The sequence below is a fragment of the Pseudomonas sp. NPDC088885 genome (assembly GCF_044750025.1).
Classification (GTDB): domain Bacteria; phylum Pseudomonadota; class Gammaproteobacteria; order Pseudomonadales; family Pseudomonadaceae; genus Aquipseudomonas; species Aquipseudomonas rustica.
The window spans coordinates 1-24675 of record NZ_JBIVJB010000046.1 but is presented as its reverse complement, the minus strand read 5'-3'; the positions used below and the strand labels follow the sequence as shown (position 1 = coordinate 24675).

Below are 24675 nucleotides of genomic sequence, written 5' to 3'. Positions count from 1 at the left end.
CCGTTTTTTTATGCCTCGAGAAAAGCGCCGGTTTTATGGTGAGGGGATTTCTCCCCTCTTCCAGCGTTTCAGCCTGCCAGTGCCGCCAATCCTTTCGCCCAGATTTGCCGGGTACGCAAACCCACCATCGCCCGCCAGTCGGGATCGGCCGGGTAAAACTGTTCCAGCAGATTCAGTTTGATCGCCCTCCCCGTCGCATCCAGCGGATCACCGTGTAGATGCAGCCAATGGTCGTCACGTAAATACCGATGCACATCCGCGCCGGGATAGGTGCCGCACTCGATCACGAACGGCATCAATTGCACGTCTGGCAAGGCATCGACCAATGCCTGCGAGGTGTAACCGGTGGCGGTCGCGGCGACGCCGGTTTCGCTTAAGGTGTCGGCGCCGGTGTGCAGCGTGTAAAGCCATGGCCCGTAAATCGACTGCGCCTTGGAGAGTGCCGGGTACGGCGTTTGGGTGATCGTCAGCAACATCGGATGACCGTATTCGCCAGCGCCGGTGTGCAGGTCGAAACACATCACGGTGTCCGCGCCGGCCAAGTGCGCTTCGATGATTTGATGCAACGTGCGATTCGACCAGCTCGGCGCGCGACCGCCATAGAACAATCCATCCGGATGACTGTGCTGCCCGCCCTCGACAATCGACATCACCGCCGGCCAGCCGTGTTCGTTGATCTGCGCATCGAGCAAGGCATCGGCGCGTTGACGCTCGGGGCCATTCAGGTCGGTGCAGGCGTAGATGTTGTGCAATGCCGCGTAAGCACGGTTATCCAGCAACGCTTCGGTGAAATCCAGATGATTGCGGTTGAGGTCGATGTTGTCTTCGTTGACTCGACGCAGCCACGCCGTGCCCCACGGGTTGATCAGGTGAACCATGATCACCGCGACATCCTTGGGCAGCGAGCCGGGTGCGAATGCTTTCAGCCAATCGATTTGGCAGTCGGAACCGTAATAGCCTTCCACGCCGTGAGTGCCGCTGAGCGCCACCAGACGTTTTTTTGCCTGCGGGTTACCGAGCACGGCGACGTCGGTGCTCAACGGCTCGCCAAACGGGCCACAGCGCGGATGTGCGTAGGAGGTGATTGACGCCCCGGCGGCATTGGCGGCGGCGAGAAACTGTTCGCGTTGAATGCGGTAACTGGACTCGGTGGGAAACTCGCTGTGCATGCCTGGCCTCTTGTGATTTTTATGCCTTTCAACTGTAGGAGTGAGCCTGCTCGCGATAGCGCTGGATCAGTCAGCAATGATGTTGAATGTGATGACGCTATCGCGAGCAGGCTCACTCCTACAGGGAGTCGTTATGGTCCATCAGTTAAGGTTGACCCTAGCGAACATCCGCCCTGAAAAGAAAGACAAAAATGCCCATCGGTTTGCGTCTCGACCGACCGGTCGATAGAGTCCCTCAGACTTTTAATCCACGGACGGAGAGCCCGCGTGTTTTCAGCCTTGCCCTTGAGCCGCTTTCGCCTGCCTGCCCTGACGCTGATCATCAGTGCCCTGACCCTCACCGCGTGCAACGCCCCGCCCTCCTCGGTCATGCCGTTGGCACCGGAAGCCGCGTCGGGTTTCCGCACCGATCTGCAAACCCGTCACGCCAGCAAACACATGGCCGCCGCTGCCAATCCACTGGCTGCCGAGGCCGGTCGCGAGATGTTGCGTCAGGGCGGTTCGGCGATTGATGCAGCGATTGCGATGCAGGCCGTGCTGACGCTGGTTGAGCCGCAATCCTCCGGGATCGGTGGCGGCGCGATGATCGTGCTGTGGGACGGCAAACAGGTGCGCACCTATGACGGTCGCGAAACCGCGCCGGCCGGCGCAACCGAGAAACTCTTTCTGCGCCCTGACGGTAAACCGATGTCGTTTCCCCAGGCGCAAATTGGCGGCCGCTCCGTTGGCACTCCTGGCGTTTTGCGCGCACTGGAAATGGCGCATAAACAACACGGTCGCCTGCCATGGGCCAAACTGTTCGAACCGGCGATCAAACTTGCCGAACAAGGTTTCGCGATTTCCCCGCGCCTGCATTCGCTGCTGGAATCTGATCCGGTGATTCGCAATTCGCCGGACATGGCCGCGTATTTCCTCAATGCCGATGGCAGTGTCAAAGCGGTCGGCACGCGCTTGCAGAATCCAGCATTGGCCGCCGTGCTCAAACGCATCGCCAACGAAGGCGCCGTTGCGCTGTACAAAGGCCCGATCGCTGAAGAAATCGTCGCCAAGGTTCAGGGCCACGCCAACCCGGGCAGCCTGTCGCTGAATGATCTTCAGCACTATCAAGCCAAAGAACGCGCGCCGCTGTGCACCGATTACAAACGCTGGCAAGTCTGCGGCATGCCGCCACCGTCGTCGGGCGGCATCGCCGTGGCGCAGATTCTCGGCACCTTGCAGGCGCTGGAAACCCGCGATCCGCGCTTGTCGCTCACCCCGCTGAAACCAGTGAAAACCGACAAACCCGCCGGCATCGAACCCGCGCCACAAGCGGTGCACCTGATCGCCGAAGCTGAACGTCTGGCCTACGCCGATCGTGCGCAATATGTCGCCGATACCGACTTCGTTCCGGTGCCAGTGAAAGGCCTGGTCGACCCGGGTTATCTGGCCAGCCGCGCCAGCCTGATCGGCGAGCGCAGCATGGGCACCGCCAAACCCGGCACACCACCGGGCGTGCAAGTGGCCTACGCACCGGATCGTTCGCCACTGCGCATCTCGACCTCGCAAGTGGTCGCGGTGGATGACCTCGGCGGCGCCGTATCGATGACCACCACCATCGAAGCGGCGTTCGGTTCGCACCTGATGGTTCAGGGTTTTCTGCTTAACAACCAGATGACCGACTTCTCCTTTATCCCTGAAGAGAACGGCCAAAAAGTCGCCAACCGCGTCGAGCCCGGCAAACGCCCACGCTCGTCGATGGCACCGACCTTGATCTTCGATCGCAACAGCGGCGAATTCCTCGCCAGCGTCGGCTCACCGGGCGGTTCGCAGATCATCGAATACGTGGCAAAAACCACCATCGGCCTGCTCGACTGGAATCTCGACCCACAAAGCGCCATCAGCCTGCCCAACTTCGGCAGCCGCAACGGCCCGACCGAACTGGAACAAGGCCAATTCAGCCCGATGCTGATTCAGGCGTTGAAGGACAAAGGGCATGCAGTGAATGAAATCGACATGACCAGCGGCACCCAAGCGATTGTTCGGGTCAAGGATGCGCAGGGCAATGCAACGCTGGAAGGTGGTGCGGACCCACGGCGTGAAGGGGAAGCGTTGGGGGATTGATGCTTACATGAAAGACGGAAAAGGCTTACTGGGAGGTAGGCCTTTTTTTATGCGGGCTCGGAAGCTACGGCAATGTCACGTCGCCTTTTCCTACCCCTGAAAATTGTACGCAGAGGTAGAGTGAGTCCGTTCGTTGAAATGGAGTTTTCCCCATGAACATCCGTCCGATCCACACCGAAGAAGACTACCGTGCGGCGCTCAAAAACGTTTCCGCACTTTTCGACAATGAACCTGTACCTGGTACGCCTGAAGGGGATTACTTCGAGGTATTGATCACCTTGATCGAAGCCTACGAAGCGAAGCATTTTCCTCTCGACTTGCCCTGAGACAGATACACCCAATGCGCTCAACGACTCGCCACCAGATGTGCGCCAAACAGCAAGTAGCAACCACCGGCCAGTCGATCCAGCCACTTACGCGAGCGTTCGTAAACACTCGCCACCCGGCGGCTGGCGAAAAAGAGTGCGACGCTGCAATACCAACTGAACGACAACGTGGCCATGGTCAGTACCGCCAGCGCCAGCAATAACGGCGGTATGTGTGCCGGCATTGCGGTAGCGAAGATGGTGGCGACGAACAGTGCCGATTTTGGATTGGTCATGTTGCCGAGAAAGCCTCGGGCATAGGCGCCGCGCAGTGTTTGCTGCGACGCGTCCACGGTGCCCGGCGCGATGGCAGCCTTGCGTTTGAATTGCTTGAGGCCGAGGTAGATCAGGTAGCAGCCCCCGGCGATCTTGAAACTGAGATACAGCGTCGGTGCGGCGCTGAACAATGACTGGATGCCCAAGCCGCCGGCCAGTCCCCACAACACCGTGCCGCTGGCCACGCCGAGTGCGGCAACAACGCCATGGCGTCGCGAACGGCTGACGGCCAGTTGCGCGATGTTGAAGAAGTTCGGCCCCGGCGTGACCACGGCGACTGTCCACAACAGCGCCAGCGACAGCAGTGGAGCGAGGTAGCTCACGGCAGAGATATCCATGGGGCATGTGCCTGATTGATTCGACAATGCCCACACCTTGCAACATCCCGCCGCGTTTTGCCATGGGTTGGGCAGTGCTTTTAAACAGCCGGTTCGCCCTCCGGCACGCGGATCAGCAAGTCGCCGGGTTGGCAGTTGAGGTATTCACAAATGGCGTCCAGGGTCGCCAGACGCAAACCTTTGACCTTGCCCTGTTTGAGTAAGGACAGATTGGCTTCGGTGATGCCGATGGCGGCGGCCAGATCCTTGGATTTGACCTTGCGCAGGGCGAGCATCACGTCCAGTTGAATCACGATAGACATAGCGATCTCAAATAAAAGTACGGTTTTCGGAATCCACTTCGCTGGCCTGCGACAGGATACGCGCAATGATCGAAATGCAGCCGGCCATGAACAACGCGACGAAGGTGGACGCTGTGACGCTTAAGGTCACCATTCGCTCGCCGACCGGCGCATTTTGCGTAATCCACAGACTGAGCATCGGTTCGCATAGAAAATCCAGCAGCACCCAAAGCGCCACGGCGCGCCCGACCTTACCCAGATGACCGGCCGCTTCTGCGGAAAAATACTCACCCGTGGCGTAGCACTGGAACAGACGGCGCAGCGCCCTCAAACCAAAGGCCAATGCGATCAGGGGAATACTCGACAGTACGATGGCGCCCAACGTTTGCCACCACGGAAAGACGGCAGCGGCGCTGGTCATGTCCGAGAGCTGGCGATCGCTCAGTGCGAACCCCAAGCCCAAACCATCCTTGCTACCCAGCGACGGGAATAGCCAGACCGCAGCGTTGAGCAACAGCATCAGAATGATCAACAGCAATGTGACCGTGGCCATACGCCGGCTGAATTGCGCGAGAGAAACAGAAGTCATGGGAAGCCTCACAGAATGAATGTGAGACAAACCATAGCCGATTAAATTATCGCAAAACAATAATTAATTACTGCAAAACGTTAATTTATGTTTCATTTCGATAGATTGGCATCCAGCACTTTGCCATCCAGCGCATCGCCAATAGTGAGGAAATGCCCGCCCGCCACGTGGTGCAGCGTACGCAACGAATCGTGGCCGTCGAAATGCCAACGCCCTTCGCTAAACACGCGCGCATCGGCGTGCGCGGCAATCACTTCGGCGAGGAACAGATCGTATTGCTGATGATTGTGCGGCTCCGGCAACAAACGACATTCAAGCCAGGCGACGCAGCCGTCGAGCAGCGGCGCCTTAACAAGCTCCCCGGCGAAGGTTTGCAGGCCATAGGCTTCGAATTTGTCGCGGCTTTGACTGCCAACGATGTCCAGACCGGAAGTGTTACCGACGGTTTGCACAATATCGGCCTGTTGCGCGCACGGCACGTTGAGGACGAAGGTGCCCGAGGCTTCGAGCAACTGTCGCGTCCAAGTTGATTTATCGAGTACGACGGCGACTTTCGGCGGCTCGAAATCCAGTGGCATCGCCCAGGCGGCAGCCATGATATTGCGCTGGCCGTTGTGCGCGGCGCTGACCAATACGGTCGGCCCGTGGTTGAGCAAACGGTAGGCTTTGTTGAGGGGAACCGGGCGGCGATGGTCGGCGCTCATGGGGATCTGCTCCGGGGAGAAAAGGAGCCGATTGTAGCGCCAGCACCGAAATATCTGCTGGTGAAAAACCTGTAGGAGCTGCGGAACGCTGCGATCTTTTGATCTTGGCCCTCAACAGCAAGATCAAAAGATCGCAGCCTCGTTTTACTCGACAGCTCCTACAGGGATTGGGTGGATCTTCAGTTGGAAAGTTGATTGGCGAACTGGCCAACCGCATTCACCACTTTCTGCGCACCGTCCTGAATCTCGACAATCACCGTGCCCGCCTCTGCCGCCAGCGCCAGCCCCTGTTCAGCTTGAAGCTTGCCGTCAGTCATCAGGGCCACGGCGTTGCGCGCCATTTCCTGGTTCTGCCGCACCACGCCGACAATTTCGTCCGTCGCCTGACTGGTGCGCGAAGCCAGTTGCCGCACTTCATCGGCCACCACGGCAAAACCGCGCCCCTGTTCACCGGCACGCGCCGCTTCGATCGCCGCGTTGAGCGCCAGCAGGTTGGTCTGTTCAGCAATCCCGCTGATGGTTTTGACGATGGTGCCGATCACCAGCGACTGCTCGTTCAGCGCTTCAATGCCCTCACCCGCCGTCTGCATGTGTCGCGACAAATCGCGCATCACATTGACCGCCTCGGTCACCACTGTGGTGCCGCGCTGCGCCGTGCTGTCGGTTTGTTGCGAAGTGCTGTAGGCAATGTTGGCCGCTTCGGCAACGGCTTGTTCGCGATTGACCTGATCGGTGATCACCGTGGCGAACTTCACCACTTTGTACAGTTTGTTGTTGGCATCGACCACAGGGTTGTAGGACGCTTCCAGCCAGACTGTACGACCATGGCTGTCGACCCGTCTGAAACGGTCGGCGACGAACTCACCGTTGTTCAAACGACGCCAAAAGTTCGCGTACTCGGCGCTGTTGTACTCCTGCGGCTCGCAAAACATCCGGTGATGTTTGCCCTTGATCTGCGCCAGGCTGTAACCCATGCCGCTTAGGAAACGATCATTGGCGGCCAGTACATTACCGTTGAGATCGAACTCGATTACGGCAGTGGAACGCACCAGCGCGCCGATCAGGTTTTCGTGTTCGCGGGAGGCTTCGATGGTGCGCGTCAGGTCACTGGCGTAGATCGAGATGTTCTTGATCCGCCCATCCGACGTGCGCACCGGCTGCACGATCGAGCGCAGCCACGCCTCTTCACCATTGCCGCGCAGCAAACGAATCGCGCCAGCGAAATGCTCGCCACGGTTCATGGCGTTTTTGAAGCGCTGATGAAATTCATCGGACTTCACGTGGGCCGGAACGATGTCTTCGATCGCGCGGCCAATCAGATCGTGGCTCTTGTAGAGCATCTCGGTGAGGAAGTTCTGATTGACCGACTGCACCCGGCCGTCGGGCTCGAGGGTCAGCACCAGCATCTCGCTTTCAAGGCTTTCCTTCACTTGCACAAGGCTGGAGAGTTCTTCACGAAGAGCGGCCAGCTCTTGCTTCAAGCGTTTGTTGAACATGGGAAAGTACCGATGGACAGGTTAGAGAGCGGGATGCAGCCTAACCATCGGCCTTGCGCAGCGTTTCTGAAGAGCGCTTGAGACTCCTCAGTCAAAAATAGTTCGGACGTACGTTGTCAGGCAGTTCCGGCTACCTGACATTGTCCCGTGCGCGGCATCCGCGCGCCGAAATACGCCGCGCTGACGATACCGACCGCGCCCATCACCGCGCAGAACATCACGCAGATCCACGGGCTCCACGGCATCAGACCGATCAGCAACAGCGGTGTGATACTTGCCCACGCGGCGTAGGCAATGTTGTAGGTGAAGGAAATGCCTGACACGCGAATACGCGCCGGGAACAACCCGACCATCACCGACGGCACCGCACCCACCACGCCGCAGGCGAGACCCGCGATGGCGTAGGCGATGCCAATCCAGTCGCCGCCGCTGATCAGGCAACCGTAGAGCACGGCAATGCCCAGCGGCAGCAACAGGCTATAGAGCATGACCGTGCGCCAGGCGCCGATGCGGTCGACCAGCAACCCGGCGATCACGCAGCCGATATTGAGAAAGACGATACCCAAGGCGCTGAGGCCGAAGGTGTGGCTGGCGCTCATGCCGAAGGTTTTCTGCATCATGGTCGGCGTGATGACGACGAACACCACCACCGCCGAGGTCAGCACGCAGGTCAGCAGCATGGCTGGCAACATCGCCAGTCGGTGTTCGCGCAACACGGTGCGCAACGGCAGTTCAACGCGTGCCTCGCGCTGCGCTTCCATGGCCATGAACACCGGCGTTTCGCTCAGCCAGCGACGCAGGTAGACGCCGATCACGCCGAACACACCGCCAAGCAGGAACGGATAGCGCCAGGCGTAATCGAGGATTTCCGCCGGGGTGAACACTTGCGCCAGAAACGTCGCGGTCAACGCGCCGATCAGGTAACCGAAGGTCAGCCCGGCCTGGAGGAAGCCCAGCGCATAACCGCGATGGCCAGCAGGTGCATGTTCAGCGACGAACACCCAGGCACTCGGCACTTCGCCGCCGACCGCCGCCCCTTGGAGGATGCGCAGCGCCAGCAGCAACAGCGGCGCGAAGTAACCGATCTGCGCGTAGGTCGGCATGATCCCGATCAGTAGGCACGGCAGCGCCATCATCAGGATGCTCAGGCTGAAGACTTTCTTGCGCCCCATGCGGTCGGCGAAATGCGCCATCAAAATACCGCCCAGCGGCCGCGCCAGGTAACCGGTGACAAAGATCCCGAAGCTTTGCAGCAGGCGCAGCCATTCGGGCATTTCCGGCGGGAAGAACAGCTGACTGAGGGTCAGGGCGAAGAATACGAAAATGATGAAATCATAGATTTCCAGCGCGCCACCGAGGGCTGCAAGGCCGAGGGTCTTGTAGTCGGAGCGGCTGAACGGCGCGGGTTGCGCAGCGGAATTGGCAGTCATGACAAAGAACTCTGGCACAGGCAAAAAACCAAGGCGCACATGGTCTACGCAAATGGACGGATGGACAACCCGTTAGACCATAGTCCTGATTTGGAAAAACCTGCTCACAAAACGCCTCGGCTTGATTTACTGTTGGGGCCTGTCCAGGCGGGGCCCGCTCTAACGCCGGCAAACCAAAGTGCCCCCTTGTGGGAGCGAGCCTGCTCGCGAAAGCGTCAGCTCAGGCAACATTTATGTTGAATGTGCCGGCCTCTTCGCGAGCAGGCTCGCTCCCACAGGGTTCACCGCTTTGCCTGAATGGGTAGCACACCGCTGGATCAAAATAACCATAAAAAATCCGAGGTACTTCTGTGGCCGCTGATATCGAAGATAGCCGCTCCGCGCGCTTCGCCTTGCGCTGTTCCAACTTCGCCGAACGCTGGTTTCCCGATTCCTGGGTGTTCGCCGCGCTGGCCGTCATCATCGTCGCGCTGGCGACAATGGCCATGGGCGCCAAACCCACCGACGCCGCGATGGCTTTCGGTGACGGCTTCTGGAGCCTGATCCCGTTCACCATGCAAATGGCCTTCGTGGTGATCGGCGGCTACGTCGTCGCCAGCTCGCCGCCCGCCGTGAAACTGATCGATCGTCTGGCGCGCATCCCGAAAAACGGTCGCTCCGCCGTGGCTTGGGTCGCCTTGATCTCGATGGTTGCGTCGCTGCTCAACTGGGGCCTGTCGCTGGTGTTCGGCGGTTTGCTGGTACGCGCCCTCGCCCGCCGCACCGATCTGAAAATGGATTACCGCGCTGCCGGGGCCGCTGCCTATCTGGGGCTTGGCGCCGTGTGGGCCTTGGGCCTGTCGTCGTCGGCCGCACAGTTGCAGGCCAACCCGGGCAGCCTGCCGCCGTCGATTCTGTCGATCACCGGAGTGATTCCGTTCACCGAAACGATTTTCCTCTGGCAGTCCGGCGTGATGCTGCTGGCGCTGATCGTGATCTCGATCATCATCGCCTACGCCACCGCGCCCGGCCCGAACTCAGCACGGGACGCCAAGGCCTGCGGCATCGACCCGGCCTTCAACCTGCCGCCGCTGCAACCACGCACTCGCCCGGGCGAATGGCTTGAACACAGCCCACTGCTGATCATCGTGCTGGTGCTGCTGGCGGCGGGATGGTTGTTCCACGAGTTCTCGACCAAACCGGCGATCACCGCGATTTCCGGGCTGAACACCTACAACTTCCTGTTCATCATGCTCGGCGCGCTGCTGCACTGGCGCCCGCGCAGCTTCCTCGATGCGGTGTCGCGCGCGGTGCCGACCACCACCGGCGTGCTGATCCAGTTCCCGCTGTACGGCTCGATTGCCGCACTGATGACCACGGTCAAAGGCGCCGACGCACAGACGCTGGCGCACCACATCTCGACGTTCTTCGTCAGCATCGCCTCCCACGACACCTATGCGCTGCTGATGGGCGTGTACTCGGCGATTCTCGGCTTCTTCATTCCGTCGGGTGGCGGCAAGTGGATCATCGAAGCGCCGTACGTGATGCAGGTCGCCAACGATCTGCAATACCACCTCGGCTGGGCGGTGCAGATCTACAACGCGGCCGAAGCCCTGCCGAACCTGATCAACCCGTTTTACATGCTGCCGTTGCTGGGTGTGCTCGGATTAAAGGCGCGGGACCTGATCGGCTTCTCGTTCGTACAACTGCTGGTGCACACGCCGCTGGTGCTGTTTTTGCTGTGGGCGCTGGGGACGACATTGGCGTATACGCCGCCGGTGATGCCGTAAACCGGATCTACCTGACGAAGTAATTCCCCTGTGGGAGCGGGCTTGCTCGCGAAAGCGGTGGGTCAGTCAACATCATTGCTGATTGATACACCGCCTTCGCGAGCAAGCCCGCTCCCACATTTGTTTCACTTCGAACTTGAGTCACCGTCCAGACTTCACACCCATTATTCGCAGTCTCATTCAGTTATTAACTGATAGATCAGTTCCCTTTTCATACAGGTCGCGACTGTTCCAAAACCTGTTGGCGAAATTTGAGTGGAATATCTTCCGGGGTTCGCAAGTCAACGGTGACGCCCAGCAATTCCTCAAGCTCCACCTGAAGCCCTCCTAGATCAAACAATGTGGTGCCGGGCTTTGGATCGACCAAAAGGTCGAGATCACTGCCTTCTGTATCGGTGCCCATGGCCACCGAACCAAAAACACGAAGGTTGCCCATCTGAAATCGGCGGGCAACCGCACGGACAGCGATTCGTTGCAAATCAAGAGCAGTAGAGGGCTTCATGGTTTATCGCGCCAGGATTCAATCGCGAAAGTCTAACCGTGCAGCAGATCAACAATCACCGCACCATTTGTAACCCAACCGTCACATCCCCCAATGGGAAAAGTTCGACGGCCTCAAGCAGCGCGATGACGCGATGACTGCGCGCGGGCAACAACCCATGGGCGATCTGAGCAACGCCCTGCACTTTCCGGCCGGATAAACCCGCCTGCGACTTGCGCACAAAAAACCGTGTTGTCCGGCTTTTCCGGGCATCGCGGCTGATCCACTATGAGGCGCCCCCGAACGAGGGGGACTCACGCTGAAAAGGATCTGAGCATGTTGAAAATCGCAGGACTCACCCTCGCCGCGCTCACGCTGAGCGCCGCCGCCCACGCCGATGTCGACCTGAAACTCGGCAGCAGCGAACGCGTTACCCGTCTCTTCGCTTACCCCAACAACTGCAGCGTCATCTGCTTTCGCAACTGGACGCTGGAGCAGACCGTCGCCCACTACCTGAACCAGAGCGTACAACGCGACGGTTACGCCAATGCGAAGGTGTTGGTGAAGACTGATAACGGTCAGCTCTACGCCGAGATAACCGGCGTGCCGAAGGGTTACGGCAAACCGTTGTCGGAGCTGCTCGATGCTGGCGATCTGGCTTACAAAGGCGCCAGCCAACTCAACGCCGACGGCAAATGGGCGTACAGCTGGTATCTGTTCCTGCCGCTGGGCATGGCCCTGGAAAACCGTAAAAGCATCGAACTGCTGCACTTCCCGCCGGATTATTCGCTGACCCAGGCGCAGGATTACCTGCGCTCGAACACCACCGATCGCTGGGCAACGTTGCTGACCGCCAACGGTATTCCTGCGGCGCAAACACCGGCGTTTCAAACCATCATCGACATCGCCCCGATCGCCGCGCCCGCCAGCGCCGGCAGTGATCTGGAAGGCGTCTACGGTTACTTCAAGGACTACCAGACCACGCTGGTCAAACAGTTCAGCCAGAGCGCCAGCGGTAGCGTGCTGCCGATGGTGGCTTTTGGATCGCCCGTCAGAAACTGGATCAAAGACCAATACGGGCCGACCGTGGGCGTGTTGGGCCTCGCCACCATCACACCGAGCAAAGGCGTGAACGTGCCGGTATTGGGTTCCAATCACCCGAGTTACATCTGGTACGCCGCCGACCCGAAAAGCTACACCGGTGATGACGCACAAGCCAAAGCCGATGCTGCCGGCCTGAAAGTGATGGGACAGGATTTGAGCGCCGCTTGCTGGCAGGCCGGAATGGGCAGCAAACCGGGCAGCGACCCGAAGACTCTGCTCAACAGCTGCACACAAACCTGGCAGGTGACGCAGAAGGTCAAAACCTGCGAGCTGTTCTACACCTCGATTCGCAATCTGAGCGCAGAACAAGCCGCCGCGAAATGCACCACCACGCCGATCAGGGCTGAACTGCAGCAATTGCAGGCACCGCTGCCTGCCGCTGCCGTCCCGGCCCCTCATTTATAGGTATTTGCGCGTCAGTTTTGGCTGACGCGTAAAAGCGCGAATCGCGCCTGTCAGATCTGACAGTAGACCGGTTCTGTCATATATCGCAGGATTGGATCCATAAATCGTGTTGCAGGACTGACAGGACGTCAGCCTACGGAAGTCGCAACACCCGATGGACAAGGATCGTTATGAATAGTCATGCCGTTCACGCCCGTCATACGTGTGATTCGCCGGGCATTTATCCGTTTGCCGGCCTCCCCGTGCGTCTCGGGTTTCCAGCCAGCGATGACTTCGAAATCATTCACGATGACGATGGCGCCGATGCCGTGATCGCGCATCGGGAGTTTCTGCGCATCACCCGCATGTGTCGCGTATCGGGACAAGTGTTGCCCTATCGATGTCGTCAGACCCGGCAACTGCAAACCGGCCTGCATCTTTACGACCCACGCTTCTGCGGATTGCTGGAACATTCCTGCAACCCCAACGTGTTTCTCGACATGAGCGAATTTTGGCTGTGGGCGCTGAAAGATATCCACAGGGGCGAACGGCTGACCATGGATTTCGCGGCCACTGAAGACAAACTCTTGCGCCAGTTCGCTTGCCATTGCGGATCGTCGCAATGTCGTGGGTGGATCACCGGTTACGACGAACCACCCAACCGCGAAGGCCAACAGTTTTTACAGCGCAGGCGCCACGCGGGCCTGCGCTGAAACGCTGATTACGGCGCGCCGACCGGACGCAAACGATACTGCGGCGGCAACTGCTCGAAACCACTGATGGTGGTGTTGAGACTTTTCCAGCGGCCATCCTTGATGCCATAGATGCAGCCGTGGATCGACAGGCTCTGCCCACGATGCCAGGCGTTCTGGATGATGCTGGTGTGGGCGACGTTGGCCACTTGCTGGATTACGTTGAGTTCGCACATCCGATCAACCTGTTCTTCTTCGGTCGGCAACTTGGCCAGTTCTTCGCGTTTTTCGTAGTACAGATCGCGAATCGAACGCAGCCAGCCGTCGATCAGGCCGAACTGGCGATCCTGCATCGAGGCGCGCACACCGCCGCAACCGTAGTGGCCGGTCACCAGAATGTGCTTAACCTTGAGCACATCAACCGCGTACTGGATCACCGACAGGCAGTTAAGGTCAGTGTGCAGCACCACGTTGGCAACATTGCGGTGAACGAACAGATCGCCCGGCAACATGCCGACGATTTCGTTGGCCGGTACGCGCGCGTCGGAACAGCCGATCCACAGATACTCCGGCGTTTGCTGGCGGGCCAGTTTGGCGAAGAAATCCGGGTCTTCCTTGGTGATCGCGTCAGCCCAACGCTCGTTGTTATCAATCAGGTCTTGTAAGTCATGCATGCTGTAAGGCCTCAAGAAAGATGCGCTGGTATGACAGTCGACCGCCCGTCGGGGTCACGCTTGAGCCGAAAGTGATTTCGTTGGAATTCTCGTGTGCCCGGTGAGTCCACCTTAGTAAGGCCCACAGTATGAGGAATTGCCATGACTGATTCACGACGCCCTTACGATGCGGTACAGCCGGAGCCCATCGATGATAACGAAGACCGCATGGGTTCGGTGCATGAGCTGGATTTCGACGAAGACGAGCCCAGCGCGAAGATCGGTGATGAGATCCCAGAGCGTGAACGCGAGCAGTTGATGCCCAATGAACGCGTGCGTGAAGCCGGGATGACTGGCGCCTCGGTTGCCGACCATGAGCCGACCGACGATGACATGAGCCCGGAAACGCTGATTCATGAAGACGGTGCGCGGGATGCCGAAGAGGCCGGGGAAGGCAATCAGGCGGATTGGGATTTGAGCATTGTCGATGAGGATGACATTGGCGGTGGTAATGGGCTGGATGAGGCAGAGCTGGCGCGGCGCGATCCGATGGATGGCAAGCGTTGATAATCGTTGCCTGACCGGACGCTTTCGCGAGCAAGCCCGCTCCCACATGGGTTTTGTGCTGATCACAATGTTTGTGAACGACTCAATTCCAATGTGGGAGCGGGCTTGCTCGCGAAGCTTTTAAAGAGGTTCAGTCAACCAAGGTGCAGGCCATGACCACGGCGTCTTCGCGCCCGCCCACCGCCGGATAATAATCCCGACGCCGGCCAATCTCGTTAAATCCATAACGCTCATACAACCGGAACGCCGCCGTATTACTGTCGCGCACTTCGAGAAAACACTCCCGAGCCTCAGCCGCATACGCTCGCGACATCAGATGCTCCAGCAGCGTCAGCCCCAACCCTCGCCCCTGACTCTCCGGTTTCACGGTGATATTGAGCAGATGCGCCTCATCGAGAATGATCTGCACCACACCATGCCCAACCTGTTGCTCACCTTCGAACATCAGCCAGATCTGGTATTTGCCCAAGCCGTCGAGAAAAATCCCGCGTGTCCACGGATGGCTGTACGCGGCGAATTCAATCTTCAGCACAGCGTCCAGATCCGCCTCGATCATCGGGCGGAACGATACAGCGTCACTCATTCGATTCTTTCCAGCGCGCCATCAGCCGACGCATGGCTTGCCACACAGCGGCTTTGCGCTGTGGCTCTTCCATTAACAATTCCAGACCGGGAATGGCCCAGGCTGAGCCCAGACCTTCGATCTGCAATTCACGATTGAATGCTTCAGCGTCCGCCTCACCGGCAAAACGCACCGCCGGCAGACCGATCAGCCACAGGCAGGCGCAGGGTGCGGATTCCATTTGTACCGAAAGGAAACCCTGCACAAAGTCGCGCGCCGCATCCGGGCCTTGATCCATGGTGCCGCGATTGAGCCACGGCCAACGCACTGGCTCGCCGACAATTTGCGGCGCGTCCGGCAGACCGGCGGCACGCAGCATGTCTTTGAGCAATAAATAAGCAGGATCACGGCTCTGGAACGGTTCGCCTGTGGGTAACTCGACCAGCAGCAGGCAACGCCCGGCCCGCAATAATTGCAGGGCGAAACGCGGCGGCGGCACCGGTGCGGGCTTGGCGACGACTGGCGTGTCGTCGGCCTCTTCCACCGGTTTGGCGTTGGTTCGCGTGCTCGCCAGCGACGGGCGCGGCACTTCGATCTTCGGCCGTTCGCTCGGGCGCGCAACAGGCTGCACCGGCGCTTCGGCCTGAGGCGCGGGCACCAACGGCACCTCGACTTCGGGCTCGGGCATGTCCAGCAGCTCGGGGCGCGAGGGCGCGGCGAAGGGCAATTCGGTGCGCGGCAGCCAATTGACCACCTGCATGGCGTTCAAATAGGCGCGGCGGCGGGACTCGATAAGCAAAGGGTCGGCCACTTGTGGATAACTGAAGTGGGCTGATTCTACCGCCCTTCGTCCAAGATCGCCCGTTGTTGATCAATCACTTGACCGAAAGAAAAACAACAGCCTGTCCCTGGATTGAATCGTATCGGCTGCGATGCAGTACAATCGCCGCTTTTCATTGCCAACCAGCCGGGCATTCCGATGATCGAACCCAAGCGCGTCTTGCGCGCCCTCGCTGAACACTGGGCGCTTCTGGAGCCTTTGTGTGAGCACTTCGACCAAGGCACATTGAGCCTCAACGAACTGCGCACGCAACTGGCCGCCCAACAACTGGACAGCACGCCGCAGGACATTACCAGCCTGCTCGACGTGTGGATTCGCCTCGATATTCTGGTGCCGGTGGCGAAAAGCCCGAACCGTTTCGAGCTCAATGCGCAGATTCACGACTTCCTCGCTTACCTGCGTCGTGAACACCGTTTGGGCCTGTGCCTGGAAATCGAAGCCTATTTGCGTCACCTCGAACGCCTGGCCGGTTACATTCAGGATGCGTTCGACGTTCGCGACGGTCACGACCTCGCCCGTCAGTTGCGTTTGCTCGACATGCGCGTGCGCGATGTTCTGAAGAAACTCGACAACGACGAACAAGCGCTGGTTGCAGTAGCCGAACGCGCCAAAACCAGCGATCGACAGATTCCCTTGCGTCAGCGTTACGCCGAAGTACTGGCGACGTGGGACGAATACGTCGAGCCGATGATCGATCTGGTGAACGCCGACGGCGCCTTCGAACAAGGCGTGCGCAAGGTCGAAACCGTGTTGCTGAAAATGCTCAGCGAACAACAGCGCCTCGGCCATCTGGTTGACGATGACATGCTGCTGCGCACCCACGCGCGCATCCTCGAAATGCAGACCAGCGCGCAATTGACTCTGCGGCATGCCCGCGAACTGTTGCTGCCGCTGCGTGAAGAAGCCCGCCGGCACAACGCCGTGACCCGTGGCGCCGCGCTCGCACTGGCGGCGATCCGCCGCAAAGGCATCGACGCCGTGCCGCAAGCCGCGATGCCGATGTTCACTCGCCCGCAAAGTACTTTCCTCGGCAGCGCCAGTCAGGTCGAAGCCTACGTGTACGCGTTGGCGCGTTTCGAACCGAAACCGGCACGCTTCCCGAAAGCGCACAAAACCCAGAAAGGCGAAGCCCCACGCGCACCACGCACCGTGCGCGAGATGGTCGACCGTTGCGAAGAATCCCTGCCAATGCCGGATCTGATGACCTGGCTGCTCGAGCAGGAACCGGACGGCGCCACCGACGAATTGCTCTATTGGTTCTCACGCCTGTCGCGGGAAAAACGCTTCACCCGCGAGCGTCTGGAACGCCGCGACTACCACACTCATGAGCACCAGGTCAGCCTGCGCTCCTTCGCCCTGCTCTCGGCCCGCGACAATGCCGCCGAGGATTCTGCGAGCATCCCCAATGCATCTTGATCTCTCCGAACTGTCCCAACTGGCACCGATCTTCCGCGAGCTGTTCAAGGGTTACCACGTCAGCCGCCGCGACCCGGAACTGTACGCGCAACTGTCGAACTTCCAGGATCAATACCGCACGCTGTTCAAGGCGTTGGGTTTTGAACTGGTCTGCGACACCCGTGGTTTCTACTACTTCGTACCGGACATGGCCGCAGCAGCGGTGAACAAGACTGCCCAGCGTCTGGCGCTGTTCACCTTCATCCTCGTCGAGCATCTGGCCGATCAGGGCCGCGACCCGATCGCCGTGCTCGATGGCGGCAGCCTCGGCCGCGAAGAACTGCCGTCGCTGCTGGAGAAGTACCGCGACCTGTTTATTCAAGCCGAAGTGCAGACCGTCGAAGAGCTCGAAGAAAAGATCATGCGCCGCATGACTCAACTCGGTTTCGCCGGTGAAGAAAACGGTGTGTACCGCTTCCTGCCACCGATGCACCGTTTCCTCGACGTGTGCCTGTCGGTGCAGCAAGACCGCGATCTGGCGGCCAGCGTGCACAGCGTATTGCCGCTGCCGGCGCCGGTGCTGATCGACGAAGCCGCCGAAGCCAAATTCCTCGAAACCGACGATCCGCTTGATCTCAGCGAATTTGATGAAGAGAGCGAAGAAGACGCACTGGCCCGCGCCATTGCCGAAGAACAGGAGTCCGACGCATGAGCCAGGAACGCTACGGCATCCGCCGCTTTGCCCTTTTGAACACCGCCGGTTACAGCCTCGGCCTGTTCCCGCTGGAAGAACCGTTGTCGGTTTACGGCGCGAACAACCTCGGTAAATCGGCGTCGATCAACGCCTTGCAGTTCCCGATTCTGGCGCGCATGTCGGACATGAGTTTCGGCAAGTACAGCCTCGAACAATCGCGGCGCTTCTACTTCGCTTCCGACACCAGTTACATCCTTGTCGAAGTGAATCTGCCGCACGGCCCGCACGTCATTGGTGTGGTCGGTCGTGGCCCGGGCGGTGGTTTCGGTCACCAGTTCTTCGCCTATGCCGGCAAACTCGATCTGGCGCACTACCAGAAAAACGATACCTGCCTGCGCCAGAAAGAGCTGTTCAACAACCTTGAGAAAGAAGGCCTGAAAGCCTACGAACTCAAGCCGGATGAGCTGCGTCGTTTGCTGGTGGGCGGTCACACTTCGATCCCGCTCGACCTGACCCTGATCCCGCTGCGCTCCACCAGCGAGCAAAGCCTGAAGACTTTCCGCGCGCTGTTCATCAACCTGCTGCACATGCGCGAAATTACTGCGGCCAAGTTGAAGCAGTTGTTCCTCGATGCCTTCGAACACAGCCTGCGTTCCGGCAGTGTCGATTACATCGCCGCGTGCGAAGAAGCCTTCCGCGACGTGCGTCGTATGGAACAGGACTACAACTCGCTGGTCGCTGCCGGCCCGTTGGTTGAAGCCCTGGCCAATGGCGTGAAACAACGTGACGTGCTGCGCGGCAAGCTGCATCGCCTGTCGCCGCTGCTCGATTCGTTGCTCGGTACTTGGTCGGATTACGCCAGTGCGCGCAAGGAAGAGCTGACGATTCAGGCCGACCACTACCGTGGCGAGCAGGACAGTCTGCAAAACAATCAGCGCGGCGGTACTCAGGAGCTGATGCGTCTGGAGCGGGAAATTTCCGGCATCCAGCGCTGGCTCGGCGAGCTGTCGGTACTGAAGAATCGCTTTGCTTTGGTCGATGACGTCAAAGTGCTGGAGCAACAATTGCTCGCGGCCAAAGACGCCCACGACGAACTCGCCGGCGCCTTGGCGCAATCGCGTCAGTTCAGTGCAGAAGATCTCGAAGAGCGTTTGCGCGATCTGGAAAAACGCCTGAAGTCGGTGAAGCAGCAACTCGATCACGCCGATAACAACAGCTATGCACGTCTGCGCGAAGAGTTTTCGCAGCAGGACGTCGAGCGCCTGATGCGTTTGTTCAACAGCGCGCTGTTCAGCCTGCCATTGGGCGAACACGGCATCGCCCTCGACGAGGATGGCCAGTGGGTCAAATCGATGGAGCTGATCCTCGATGGCTTCAAAGGCGAGCGTTTCGAAGTGCCGGGCCTGTCGATCGATATCTCCAATATCGAGCCGCCAGCCCTGCAAGCGCTGGCCGATCGTGCCGCGTTGCGCGATCAGAAAGAGCGTCTGGAAAAAGAACTCAAGCAACTGAAAACCCAGCAAGCGGTGGCCGCTGACCGCTCGGCGAGCAAGACCCAGACCGAAGCGCTGTACCAGCAAGTGCTGGACGCGCAAAAGGCGCTGGAAGATTTCCGTCGCACGCAAACGTTGAGCGCTGAAGAAGGCGACAAGCTCGAGCAACTGGCGCAGATGGAAGGCGCGCAGGACGAACTCAAGCGTTCCAGCGATGCCTTCACCGAACGCGTCCAGCAACTGTCGGCCAAGCTGCAACTGGTCGGCCGCCAGATCGCCGATATGGAAGCCAAGCAACGCACGCTCGACGATGCATTGCGCCGTCGTCAGCTGCTGCCGGCGGATCTGCCGTTCGGTACGCCGTTCATGGATCCGGTCGACGATTCGATGGACAACCTGCTACCGCTGCTCAACGACTACCAGGACAGCTGGCAAGGCTTGCTCCGTGCTGACGGACAGATCGAAGCGCTGTACGCGCAAGTGCGCCTCAAAGGTGTGGCCAAGTTCGACAGCGAAGACGACATGGAGCGCCGTCTGTCGCTGCTGATCAACGCTTACGCGCACCGTACCGATGAAGCACTGACGCTGGGCAAGGCCCGTCGTGCAGCGGTTACCGACATCGCCCGCACGCTGCGTAACATTCGCAGCGACTACGACAGCCTCGAGCACCAGTTGGCGCTGTTCAACCGCGAGATCAACAAGCGTCAGGTCTCCAACCTGCAGAGCTTCCGCATCGTTCTCGCGCCGAACAAGGAAGCGCTCAAGCACATCGATCAGATCATCCACAGCGCCGGTCAGTACGAAGAAGGCGAAACCCTGTCGGTGTTCGACCTCAGCCAAAGCGCCGAGCAAGACAACAAGAACGAAGAGGCCAAGGAATACCTCGCGCGTTTGGTGGCCGCGAACCACAACCAGCTCGGCCTCAAGGACTTGTTCGAACTGGCGTTCGAGATTACCAAGGTCAACGGCCAGCCGGTGATCCACACCGACATCGACGGCGCGGCGTCCAACGGCACGACCATGACCATCAAGGCGCTGACCAACATGTACTTGTTGCTGCACTTGATGGATCGCGATCAGGCCGGCCGCGTGCGTCTGCCGTATTACCTCGACGAGGCGGCGGACATCGATGAGAAGAACCAGGCTGCACTGCTGGAAACCAGCCTGCAACTGGGCTTCGTGCCGATTCTGGCGAGCGTGAAGCCGCAGGTCTGCGCGAGTGTCGCGATCGACCTGGAAGGCGGCAGTGGCCCGGCGGGGATCTACATTGATGAGGCGGACTGGAAGTACATCCGTCGCCATGATGTGGTGAAGGCCACGGTGAATGTTGAAGCGGATGAACCGGAGCTGGATGCGGTTTGATCGGCGTTAACTGAAGGCAAAAAAAGGGCCGCGATCTGTTTGGATCGCGGCCCTTTCTTATGTCTTGGGATTTGTGCTGAATTAGATGGCCTCTTCGCGAGCAAGCCCGCTCCCACAGTGGAATGCATTCCAAATGTGGGAGCGGGCTTGCTCGCGAAAGCGTCCTTACCGACGCCGCAAGGTTATTTACCGAGCGAAATCTTCGGCGCCCACATCAGCCACTCATCTTCAAACTTGTCGAACAACGGGAACGTCTGCTCCGCCCGAGCCTGACCGCCCATCCGCTCACCATCCGGCGTAGCGAAGGCAATGCCGCCCTGAATCGCTGTCTCCAGCGATTCGGTGCGCACCGTCAGCCCGTTGAACAAACCGATATCAAACCCGACACCGCTGGTGTTCCAGAAGCGGCTGCCGCTGCGCACCAGTGGCGCGTATTTCGGCTCGATCAGAATGTGCACCAATACGCGATCAGCGGTCTGGCCCAGTTCATAACCGGTGACTTTACCCACGGTAATTTCACGGTAAGTCACCGGCACACCCGGCTTCAACGAACCACGGCGAGCGGCGCTCAACACCAGACTCAGCCCCGCCTCTTGTTTGGTGACTTCTGGCGCCGTGGCCAGTGCAACGAAGTTCTTCTGAGGGCCAAGGTTTTTGGCCGCAGGTTGCACTTCGATGTACTTGCCGGTCACCAGGGTTTCCAGATTCTCTGTCTTGATCAGGCCGAGCTCAGGCTTGACCACCCAGAACTGACTGCCAACCCGGGCAATCTTCTCCGGCACTTCCGTAATGCGCGCTGTGAGGATGACCGATTGCAAGTCGTCAGTCAGATCGACGCTTTCAATCTTGCCGACGTCCAGCCCTTTGAAACGAACCGGCGTGCCGCTGCTAAGACCGTCGGCGCGATCGACTTTGATCGTTACTACGCTGCCTTTTTTACTGGCGTCGTCATGATTGGCAAACAGACGGAAACGCGGAATGCGTTTCTGCAGCGGTGCCTTGGCCTGCGGTGTTTCGAAGGCGATACCGCCGGCCATCAGGGTCTGCAAGGATTCACTCTTGACCTGAATGCCGCCGGTCAGCCCGCCAGTCAACGTGACACCGCTGACATTCCAGAACCGCGTCGAAGCGTTGACCAGGTTTTCGTATTCCTTCTCGATGTGCACGCCGACGATGATTTGTTTGCGCGTCTTGGAGAATTGGTAGCTCTGTACCGAACCGACCTTGACCTGCTTGTACAAGATCGGACTGCCGACATCGATCGAACCCAGCGTGTCGGTGAACAGCACCAGGTGCAGACCCGGCGAACGCAGATCCAGCGGCGGCGCTTTCGGACGTGCTTCGAACTCACGTTTCGGGGCGGCACCTTTGTCACCCGGACGCACGGCGATGTAATTACCTTTCACCAGCGCTTCGAGGCCCGTGATGCCGGCCAGCGAGATCGACGGTTTGACCACCCAGAACTGAGTGCCCTCCACCAGATAATCTTCGGCCAACGGATCGAGGGTCAGCTCGGCGGTGGCGCTGTTCAGATCGGCATCGACTTTCAATGCTTTCAGGTTGCCGACCTGAATGCCTTTGTACATCACTGGCGTACGGCCAGCCTGCAGGCCTTCGAAGTCGCTGAGTTTGACCTTCACACGAATACCGGCAGCGGCGGCGTCGAAGTCCTCGTAGAGACGGAATGGCAGGCTCGGATCGGTTGGCGGACTGTCCTTGCGATTCTCCGGCGTGGCGAAGGCGATACCGCCGGCGACGATGCTGGCCAGCGATTCGCTGCGCACTTTTACCCCGGACAGGTTGGCGTCGATGCTGATGCCGCTGGCGTTCCAGAAACGTGTGTGTTTGCGCACCAGTTTGGCGTAGGTCGGTTCGATGAACACTTTGAGCTCAACGGTGCTTTGGTCTTCCGACAGCACATAACTTTTGACCTGACCGACTTTGATCTGCTTGTAGAACACCGGGCTGCCACGGCTCAGCGAACCGAGACGATCAGCCTTGATGGTCAAGTGCAGACCAGGTTTGGCGTCGGACAGCGGCGGCTCTTCGGCCAGCGCCTTGAACTTGCGCGCGGGCTCGCCTTCGCCGGGACTGATAGCGACATAGTTACCTGAGACCAGCGTCTCCAGACCAGTGATGCCGGCCAGAGTTACGCTCGGTTTGACCAGCCAGAAACGCGTGCTGGTTTTGAGGTATTGCTCGACGTCCTTGTTCATCTCGACGGTGGCAATGACGCCTTTGGAGTTGCCCTCGTCGTCGAGCTTCAGCGTTTTGACCTTACCGACCGACATGCCCTTGTACATGATCTCGGTCTTGTTGGCCTGGATGCCTTCGCCGCTTTCAAAGCGAATCTGGATCTCGATGCCGGTTTCGGAATAGGCACGCCAGCCGAGCCAGCCACCGATGATCAACGCGATCAGAGGCAGTACCCAAATGGCAGACCAGTTCGAGGCCGGTCGGGTTTTCGCTACGGGCAAATCAGTCATGGTCGTCGTCCGACTCCGTGTTATCCCAAATCAGTCGGGGATCAAAAGTTACTGCGGCAAGCATCGTCAGAATCACCACACTGGCGAAGGCGATGGCGCCAAGATTGGCTTCGACACTGGCTAAGCGGCCGAAATTGACGACCGCCACGAGAATGGCGATCACAAAAATATCGAGCATCGACCAGCGACCGATGAACTCGATGAAGCGATACATCCAGATGCGCTGCCGAGCCGACAACGGTTGTTTGCGTTGTACTGAAAACAACAACAGTGCGATGCCCACCAGTTTAAAAGTCGGCACCAGAATACTGGCGATAAACACTACGGCAGCAATCGGAATCATGCCGTGCTGCACCAACTGGATCACGCCGGACATGATCGTGCTTGGGTCACCTTGACCCAAAGAACTGACAGTCATGATCGGCAATACGTTGGCCGGTATATAGATAATCGCCGCCGTGATCAGCAGGGCCCAAGTACGGGTGAGGCTGTTCGGCCGGCGCGCGTGAACCAATGCACCGCAGCGGGTGCAGGTTTGTTCATCGTTGTCCGCTTCCTGCCGGTTCAACTCGTGGCATTCGGTGCACGTCAGAATGCCTGCATCAATCGCCCGCATGAGCATCTTCCCCTGATAACGCCTGCCAGATCTGGTGCGGCGACATCACCACTTCCAGCCAGACCTGAACCAGCAACAAGCCGATAAAACACGCCAGGCCAAGGCCGACGGTGATGGCGGCCATGTCCGCCAGTTTGACGATCGCCACCAGTACGCCCATGAGGTAAACCTCGAGCATCCCCCAGTCTTTGAGGTGGTGGTAAATGCGGTAGAGCAACAAGCCATAGCTGCGACCGATATCGAAACGGATCGTCAGCAGCACAAACAATTGGCACAGCAACTTGAGCAGCGGAATGGCCATGCTGCACAGGAACACAACAATCGATACGCCTTGCATGCCGGTATTGAAGAGACCGAGCACGCCGCTCCAGACCGTATCATCCGAAGACTGCCCGAGTAGATTGAGCTGCATGATCGGCAAAAAGTTCGCTGGTATGTACAGCAGCAGTGCCGCAATCACCAGGGCAAGGCTGCGCTGCACCACGTTATGGCGATGGGCGTACAACTCGTATCCGCAGCGGGGGCAGAGGGCTTTCTCGCCTTGGGCAAGTGTTGGCTTGCGCATCAGCAGGTCGCACTCGTGACAGGCCACCAAGTCTTCCAGCGGTAGATCTGACAGCCCGGGGGCGTCAACCGACTCTGACATAAAGGCTCTGGCTCCAAAAAAGGTGGGGCTATTCTAGTGTTCTGGTTCGAAAATAACTGTGCAAATTTGTTCGATGAACCGTGCAAAAACTTTCCTGCGGGCAAAACAAAACCCCAACTGCTTTCGCAATTGGGGTTTCGGAATTTAATCTTGACGATGACCTACTCTCACATGGGGAAACC

21 protein-coding genes and 3 pseudogenes are annotated in these 24675 nt (G+C 59.1%); 9 read left to right on the top strand and 15 right to left on the bottom strand.

Going from position 1 to position 24675, the window contains the following annotated elements; genetic code table 11:
• Positions 1 to 68: 68 nt before the first annotated feature.
• On the bottom strand, positions 69 to 1169 hold the full coding sequence (locus ACIP1X_RS18060; RefSeq protein WP_400754021.1) for a DUF2817 domain-containing protein: 1101 nt from the start codon (positions 1167 to 1169) through the stop codon (positions 69 to 71).
• A gap of 267 nt (positions 1170 to 1436) precedes the next feature.
• On the opposite strand from ACIP1X_RS18060, the gene ggt reads away from it, so the two are divergent.
• Together ggt and ACIP1X_RS18050 are read left to right on the top strand one after the other, a co-directional pair.
• Positions 1437 to 3269 (top strand): gamma-glutamyltransferase, encoded by a 1833-nt coding sequence (gene ggt / locus ACIP1X_RS18055; protein ID WP_400754018.1) that lies wholly within the window; start codon positions 1437 to 1439, stop codon positions 3267 to 3269.
• 152 nt (positions 3270 to 3421) lie between these two features.
• A pseudogene (locus tag ACIP1X_RS18050) lies at positions 3422 to 3592 on the top strand (type II toxin-antitoxin system HigA family antitoxin); the annotation flags it as partial.
• A gap of 23 nt (positions 3593 to 3615) precedes the next feature.
• Here ACIP1X_RS18050 and ACIP1X_RS18045 read toward each other — a convergent pair.
• The 7 genes and pseudogenes from ACIP1X_RS18045 to ACIP1X_RS18015 form a co-directional block, all read right to left on the bottom strand.
• Positions 3616 to 4248 (bottom strand): LysE family translocator, encoded by a 633-nt coding sequence (locus tag ACIP1X_RS18045; RefSeq protein ID WP_282358943.1) that lies wholly within the window; start codon positions 4246 to 4248, stop codon positions 3616 to 3618.
• 80 nt (positions 4249 to 4328) lie between these two features.
• Positions 4329 to 4550: a helix-turn-helix transcriptional regulator gene (locus ACIP1X_RS18040; protein ID WP_053123815.1), complete on the bottom strand. Its 222-nt coding sequence runs from the start codon at positions 4548 to 4550 to the stop codon at positions 4329 to 4331.
• A 7-nt stretch (positions 4551 to 4557) separates the two neighbouring features.
• A complete protein-coding gene (locus tag ACIP1X_RS18035) occupies positions 4558 to 5118 on the bottom strand; it encodes a DUF2975 domain-containing protein (RefSeq protein ID WP_400754015.1) in 561 nt (186 codons plus the stop codon).
• A gap of 92 nt (positions 5119 to 5210) precedes the next feature.
• The gene (locus tag ACIP1X_RS18030; RefSeq protein WP_400754012.1) at positions 5211 to 5822 is read right to left on the bottom strand and encodes a flavin reductase family protein; all 612 of its coding nucleotides are present in this window, start codon (positions 5820 to 5822) and stop codon (positions 5211 to 5213) included.
• Positions 5823 to 6001: 179 nt separating this feature from the next.
• Positions 6002 to 6439: pseudogene (locus ACIP1X_RS18025) on the bottom strand (methyl-accepting chemotaxis protein); the annotation flags it as partial.
• A gap of 102 nt (positions 6440 to 6541) precedes the next feature.
• Positions 6542 to 7228, bottom strand: a pseudogene (locus ACIP1X_RS18020) (PAS domain-containing protein); the annotation flags it as partial.
• A gap of 206 nt (positions 7229 to 7434) precedes the next feature.
• Positions 7435 to 8748, bottom strand: a complete 1314-nt coding sequence (locus ACIP1X_RS18015; RefSeq protein WP_400754010.1) for an MFS transporter — start codon at positions 8746 to 8748, stop codon at positions 7435 to 7437.
• A gap of 350 nt (positions 8749 to 9098) precedes the next feature.
• Between ACIP1X_RS18015 and ACIP1X_RS18010 the strand changes: the two genes are divergently transcribed.
• A complete protein-coding gene (locus ACIP1X_RS18010; RefSeq protein WP_053123825.1) occupies positions 9099 to 10517 on the top strand; it encodes a short-chain fatty acid transporter in 1419 nt (472 codons plus the stop codon).
• A gap of 211 nt (positions 10518 to 10728) precedes the next feature.
• On the opposite strand, the gene ACIP1X_RS18005 is transcribed toward ACIP1X_RS18010, so the two are convergent.
• Positions 10729 to 11019, bottom strand: coding sequence for a nucleotidyltransferase family protein (locus ACIP1X_RS18005; protein ID WP_282358664.1), 291 nt, complete (start codon positions 11017 to 11019; stop codon positions 10729 to 10731).
• A gap of 315 nt (positions 11020 to 11334) precedes the next feature.
• Here ACIP1X_RS18005 and ACIP1X_RS18000 point away from each other — a divergent pair, with 315 nt between their 5' ends.
• Together ACIP1X_RS18000 and ACIP1X_RS17995 are read left to right on the top strand one after the other, a co-directional pair.
• Positions 11335 to 12507 carry a hypothetical protein gene (locus ACIP1X_RS18000; protein ID WP_400754007.1) on the top strand — a complete coding sequence of 391 codons (1173 nt, stop codon included), beginning with the start codon at positions 11335 to 11337 and terminating at the stop codon, positions 12505 to 12507.
• A 170-nt stretch (positions 12508 to 12677) separates the two neighbouring features.
• Positions 12678 to 13199 (top strand): lysine methyltransferase, encoded by a 522-nt coding sequence (locus ACIP1X_RS17995; protein WP_400754004.1) that lies wholly within the window; start codon positions 12678 to 12680, stop codon positions 13197 to 13199.
• 8 nt (positions 13200 to 13207) lie between these two features.
• Here the strand turns inward: ACIP1X_RS17995 and can are convergent, their stop codons facing one another.
• Positions 13208 to 13852 carry a carbonate dehydratase gene (gene can / locus ACIP1X_RS17990; protein ID WP_053123831.1) on the bottom strand — a complete coding sequence of 215 codons (645 nt, stop codon included), beginning with the start codon at positions 13850 to 13852 and terminating at the stop codon, positions 13208 to 13210.
• A 141-nt stretch (positions 13853 to 13993) separates the two neighbouring features.
• On the opposite strand from can, the gene ACIP1X_RS17985 reads away from it, so the two are divergent.
• Positions 13994 to 14398, top strand: a complete 405-nt coding sequence (locus ACIP1X_RS17985; protein WP_053123832.1) for a hypothetical protein — start codon at positions 13994 to 13996, stop codon at positions 14396 to 14398.
• Between the two features lie 130 nt (positions 14399 to 14528).
• Here the strand turns inward: ACIP1X_RS17985 and rimI are convergent, their stop codons facing one another.
• Positions 14529 to 14981 (bottom strand): ribosomal protein S18-alanine N-acetyltransferase, encoded by a 453-nt coding sequence (rimI, locus tag ACIP1X_RS17980; RefSeq protein WP_053123834.1) that lies wholly within the window; start codon positions 14979 to 14981, stop codon positions 14529 to 14531.
• Positions 14974 to 15720 carry an energy transducer TonB gene (locus ACIP1X_RS17975; protein WP_400754036.1) on the bottom strand — a complete coding sequence of 249 codons (747 nt, stop codon included), beginning with the start codon at positions 15718 to 15720 and terminating at the stop codon, positions 14974 to 14976. The genes rimI and ACIP1X_RS17975 overlap by 8 nt, the downstream gene beginning before the upstream one ends.
• Before the next feature lie 219 nt (positions 15721 to 15939).
• Here ACIP1X_RS17975 and mksB point away from each other — a divergent pair, with 219 nt between their 5' ends.
• From mksB to mksF, 3 genes are read left to right on the top strand one after another with little or no spacing between them, the layout of a single operon-like run.
• Entirely contained in the window at positions 15940 to 17217 is a 1278-nt protein-coding gene (mksB, locus tag ACIP1X_RS17970; RefSeq protein WP_400754001.1) for an Mks condensin complex protein MksB, read from the top strand.
• Positions 17207 to 17908, top strand: coding sequence for an Mks condensin complex protein MksE (gene mksE / locus ACIP1X_RS17965; RefSeq protein ID WP_053123840.1), 702 nt, complete (start codon positions 17207 to 17209; stop codon positions 17906 to 17908). Before mksB ends, mksE begins: the two co-directional genes overlap by 11 nt.
• Positions 17905 to 20745: an Mks condensin complex protein MksF gene (gene mksF, locus ACIP1X_RS17960; RefSeq protein WP_053123843.1), complete on the top strand. Its 2841-nt coding sequence runs from the start codon at positions 17905 to 17907 to the stop codon at positions 20743 to 20745. The genes mksE and mksF overlap by 4 nt, the downstream gene beginning before the upstream one ends.
• Positions 20746 to 20927: 182 nt before the next feature.
• On the opposite strand, the gene ACIP1X_RS17955 is transcribed toward mksF, so the two are convergent.
• From ACIP1X_RS17955 to ACIP1X_RS17945, 3 genes are read right to left on the bottom strand one after another with little or no spacing between them, the layout of a single operon-like run.
• Positions 20928 to 23231, bottom strand: a complete 2304-nt coding sequence (locus ACIP1X_RS17955; protein WP_400753999.1) for an intermembrane transport protein PqiB — start codon at positions 23229 to 23231, stop codon at positions 20928 to 20930.
• Complete coding sequence (locus ACIP1X_RS17950) at positions 23224 to 23847, bottom strand: paraquat-inducible protein A (RefSeq protein ID WP_053123847.1); 624 nt, start codon at positions 23845 to 23847, stop codon at positions 23224 to 23226. The genes ACIP1X_RS17955 and ACIP1X_RS17950 overlap by 8 nt, the downstream gene beginning before the upstream one ends.
• Complete coding sequence (locus ACIP1X_RS17945; RefSeq protein WP_400753996.1) at positions 23834 to 24493, bottom strand: paraquat-inducible protein A; 660 nt, start codon at positions 24491 to 24493, stop codon at positions 23834 to 23836. Before ACIP1X_RS17945 ends, ACIP1X_RS17950 begins: the two co-directional genes overlap by 14 nt.
• Positions 24494 to 24675 lie beyond the last annotated feature (182 nt).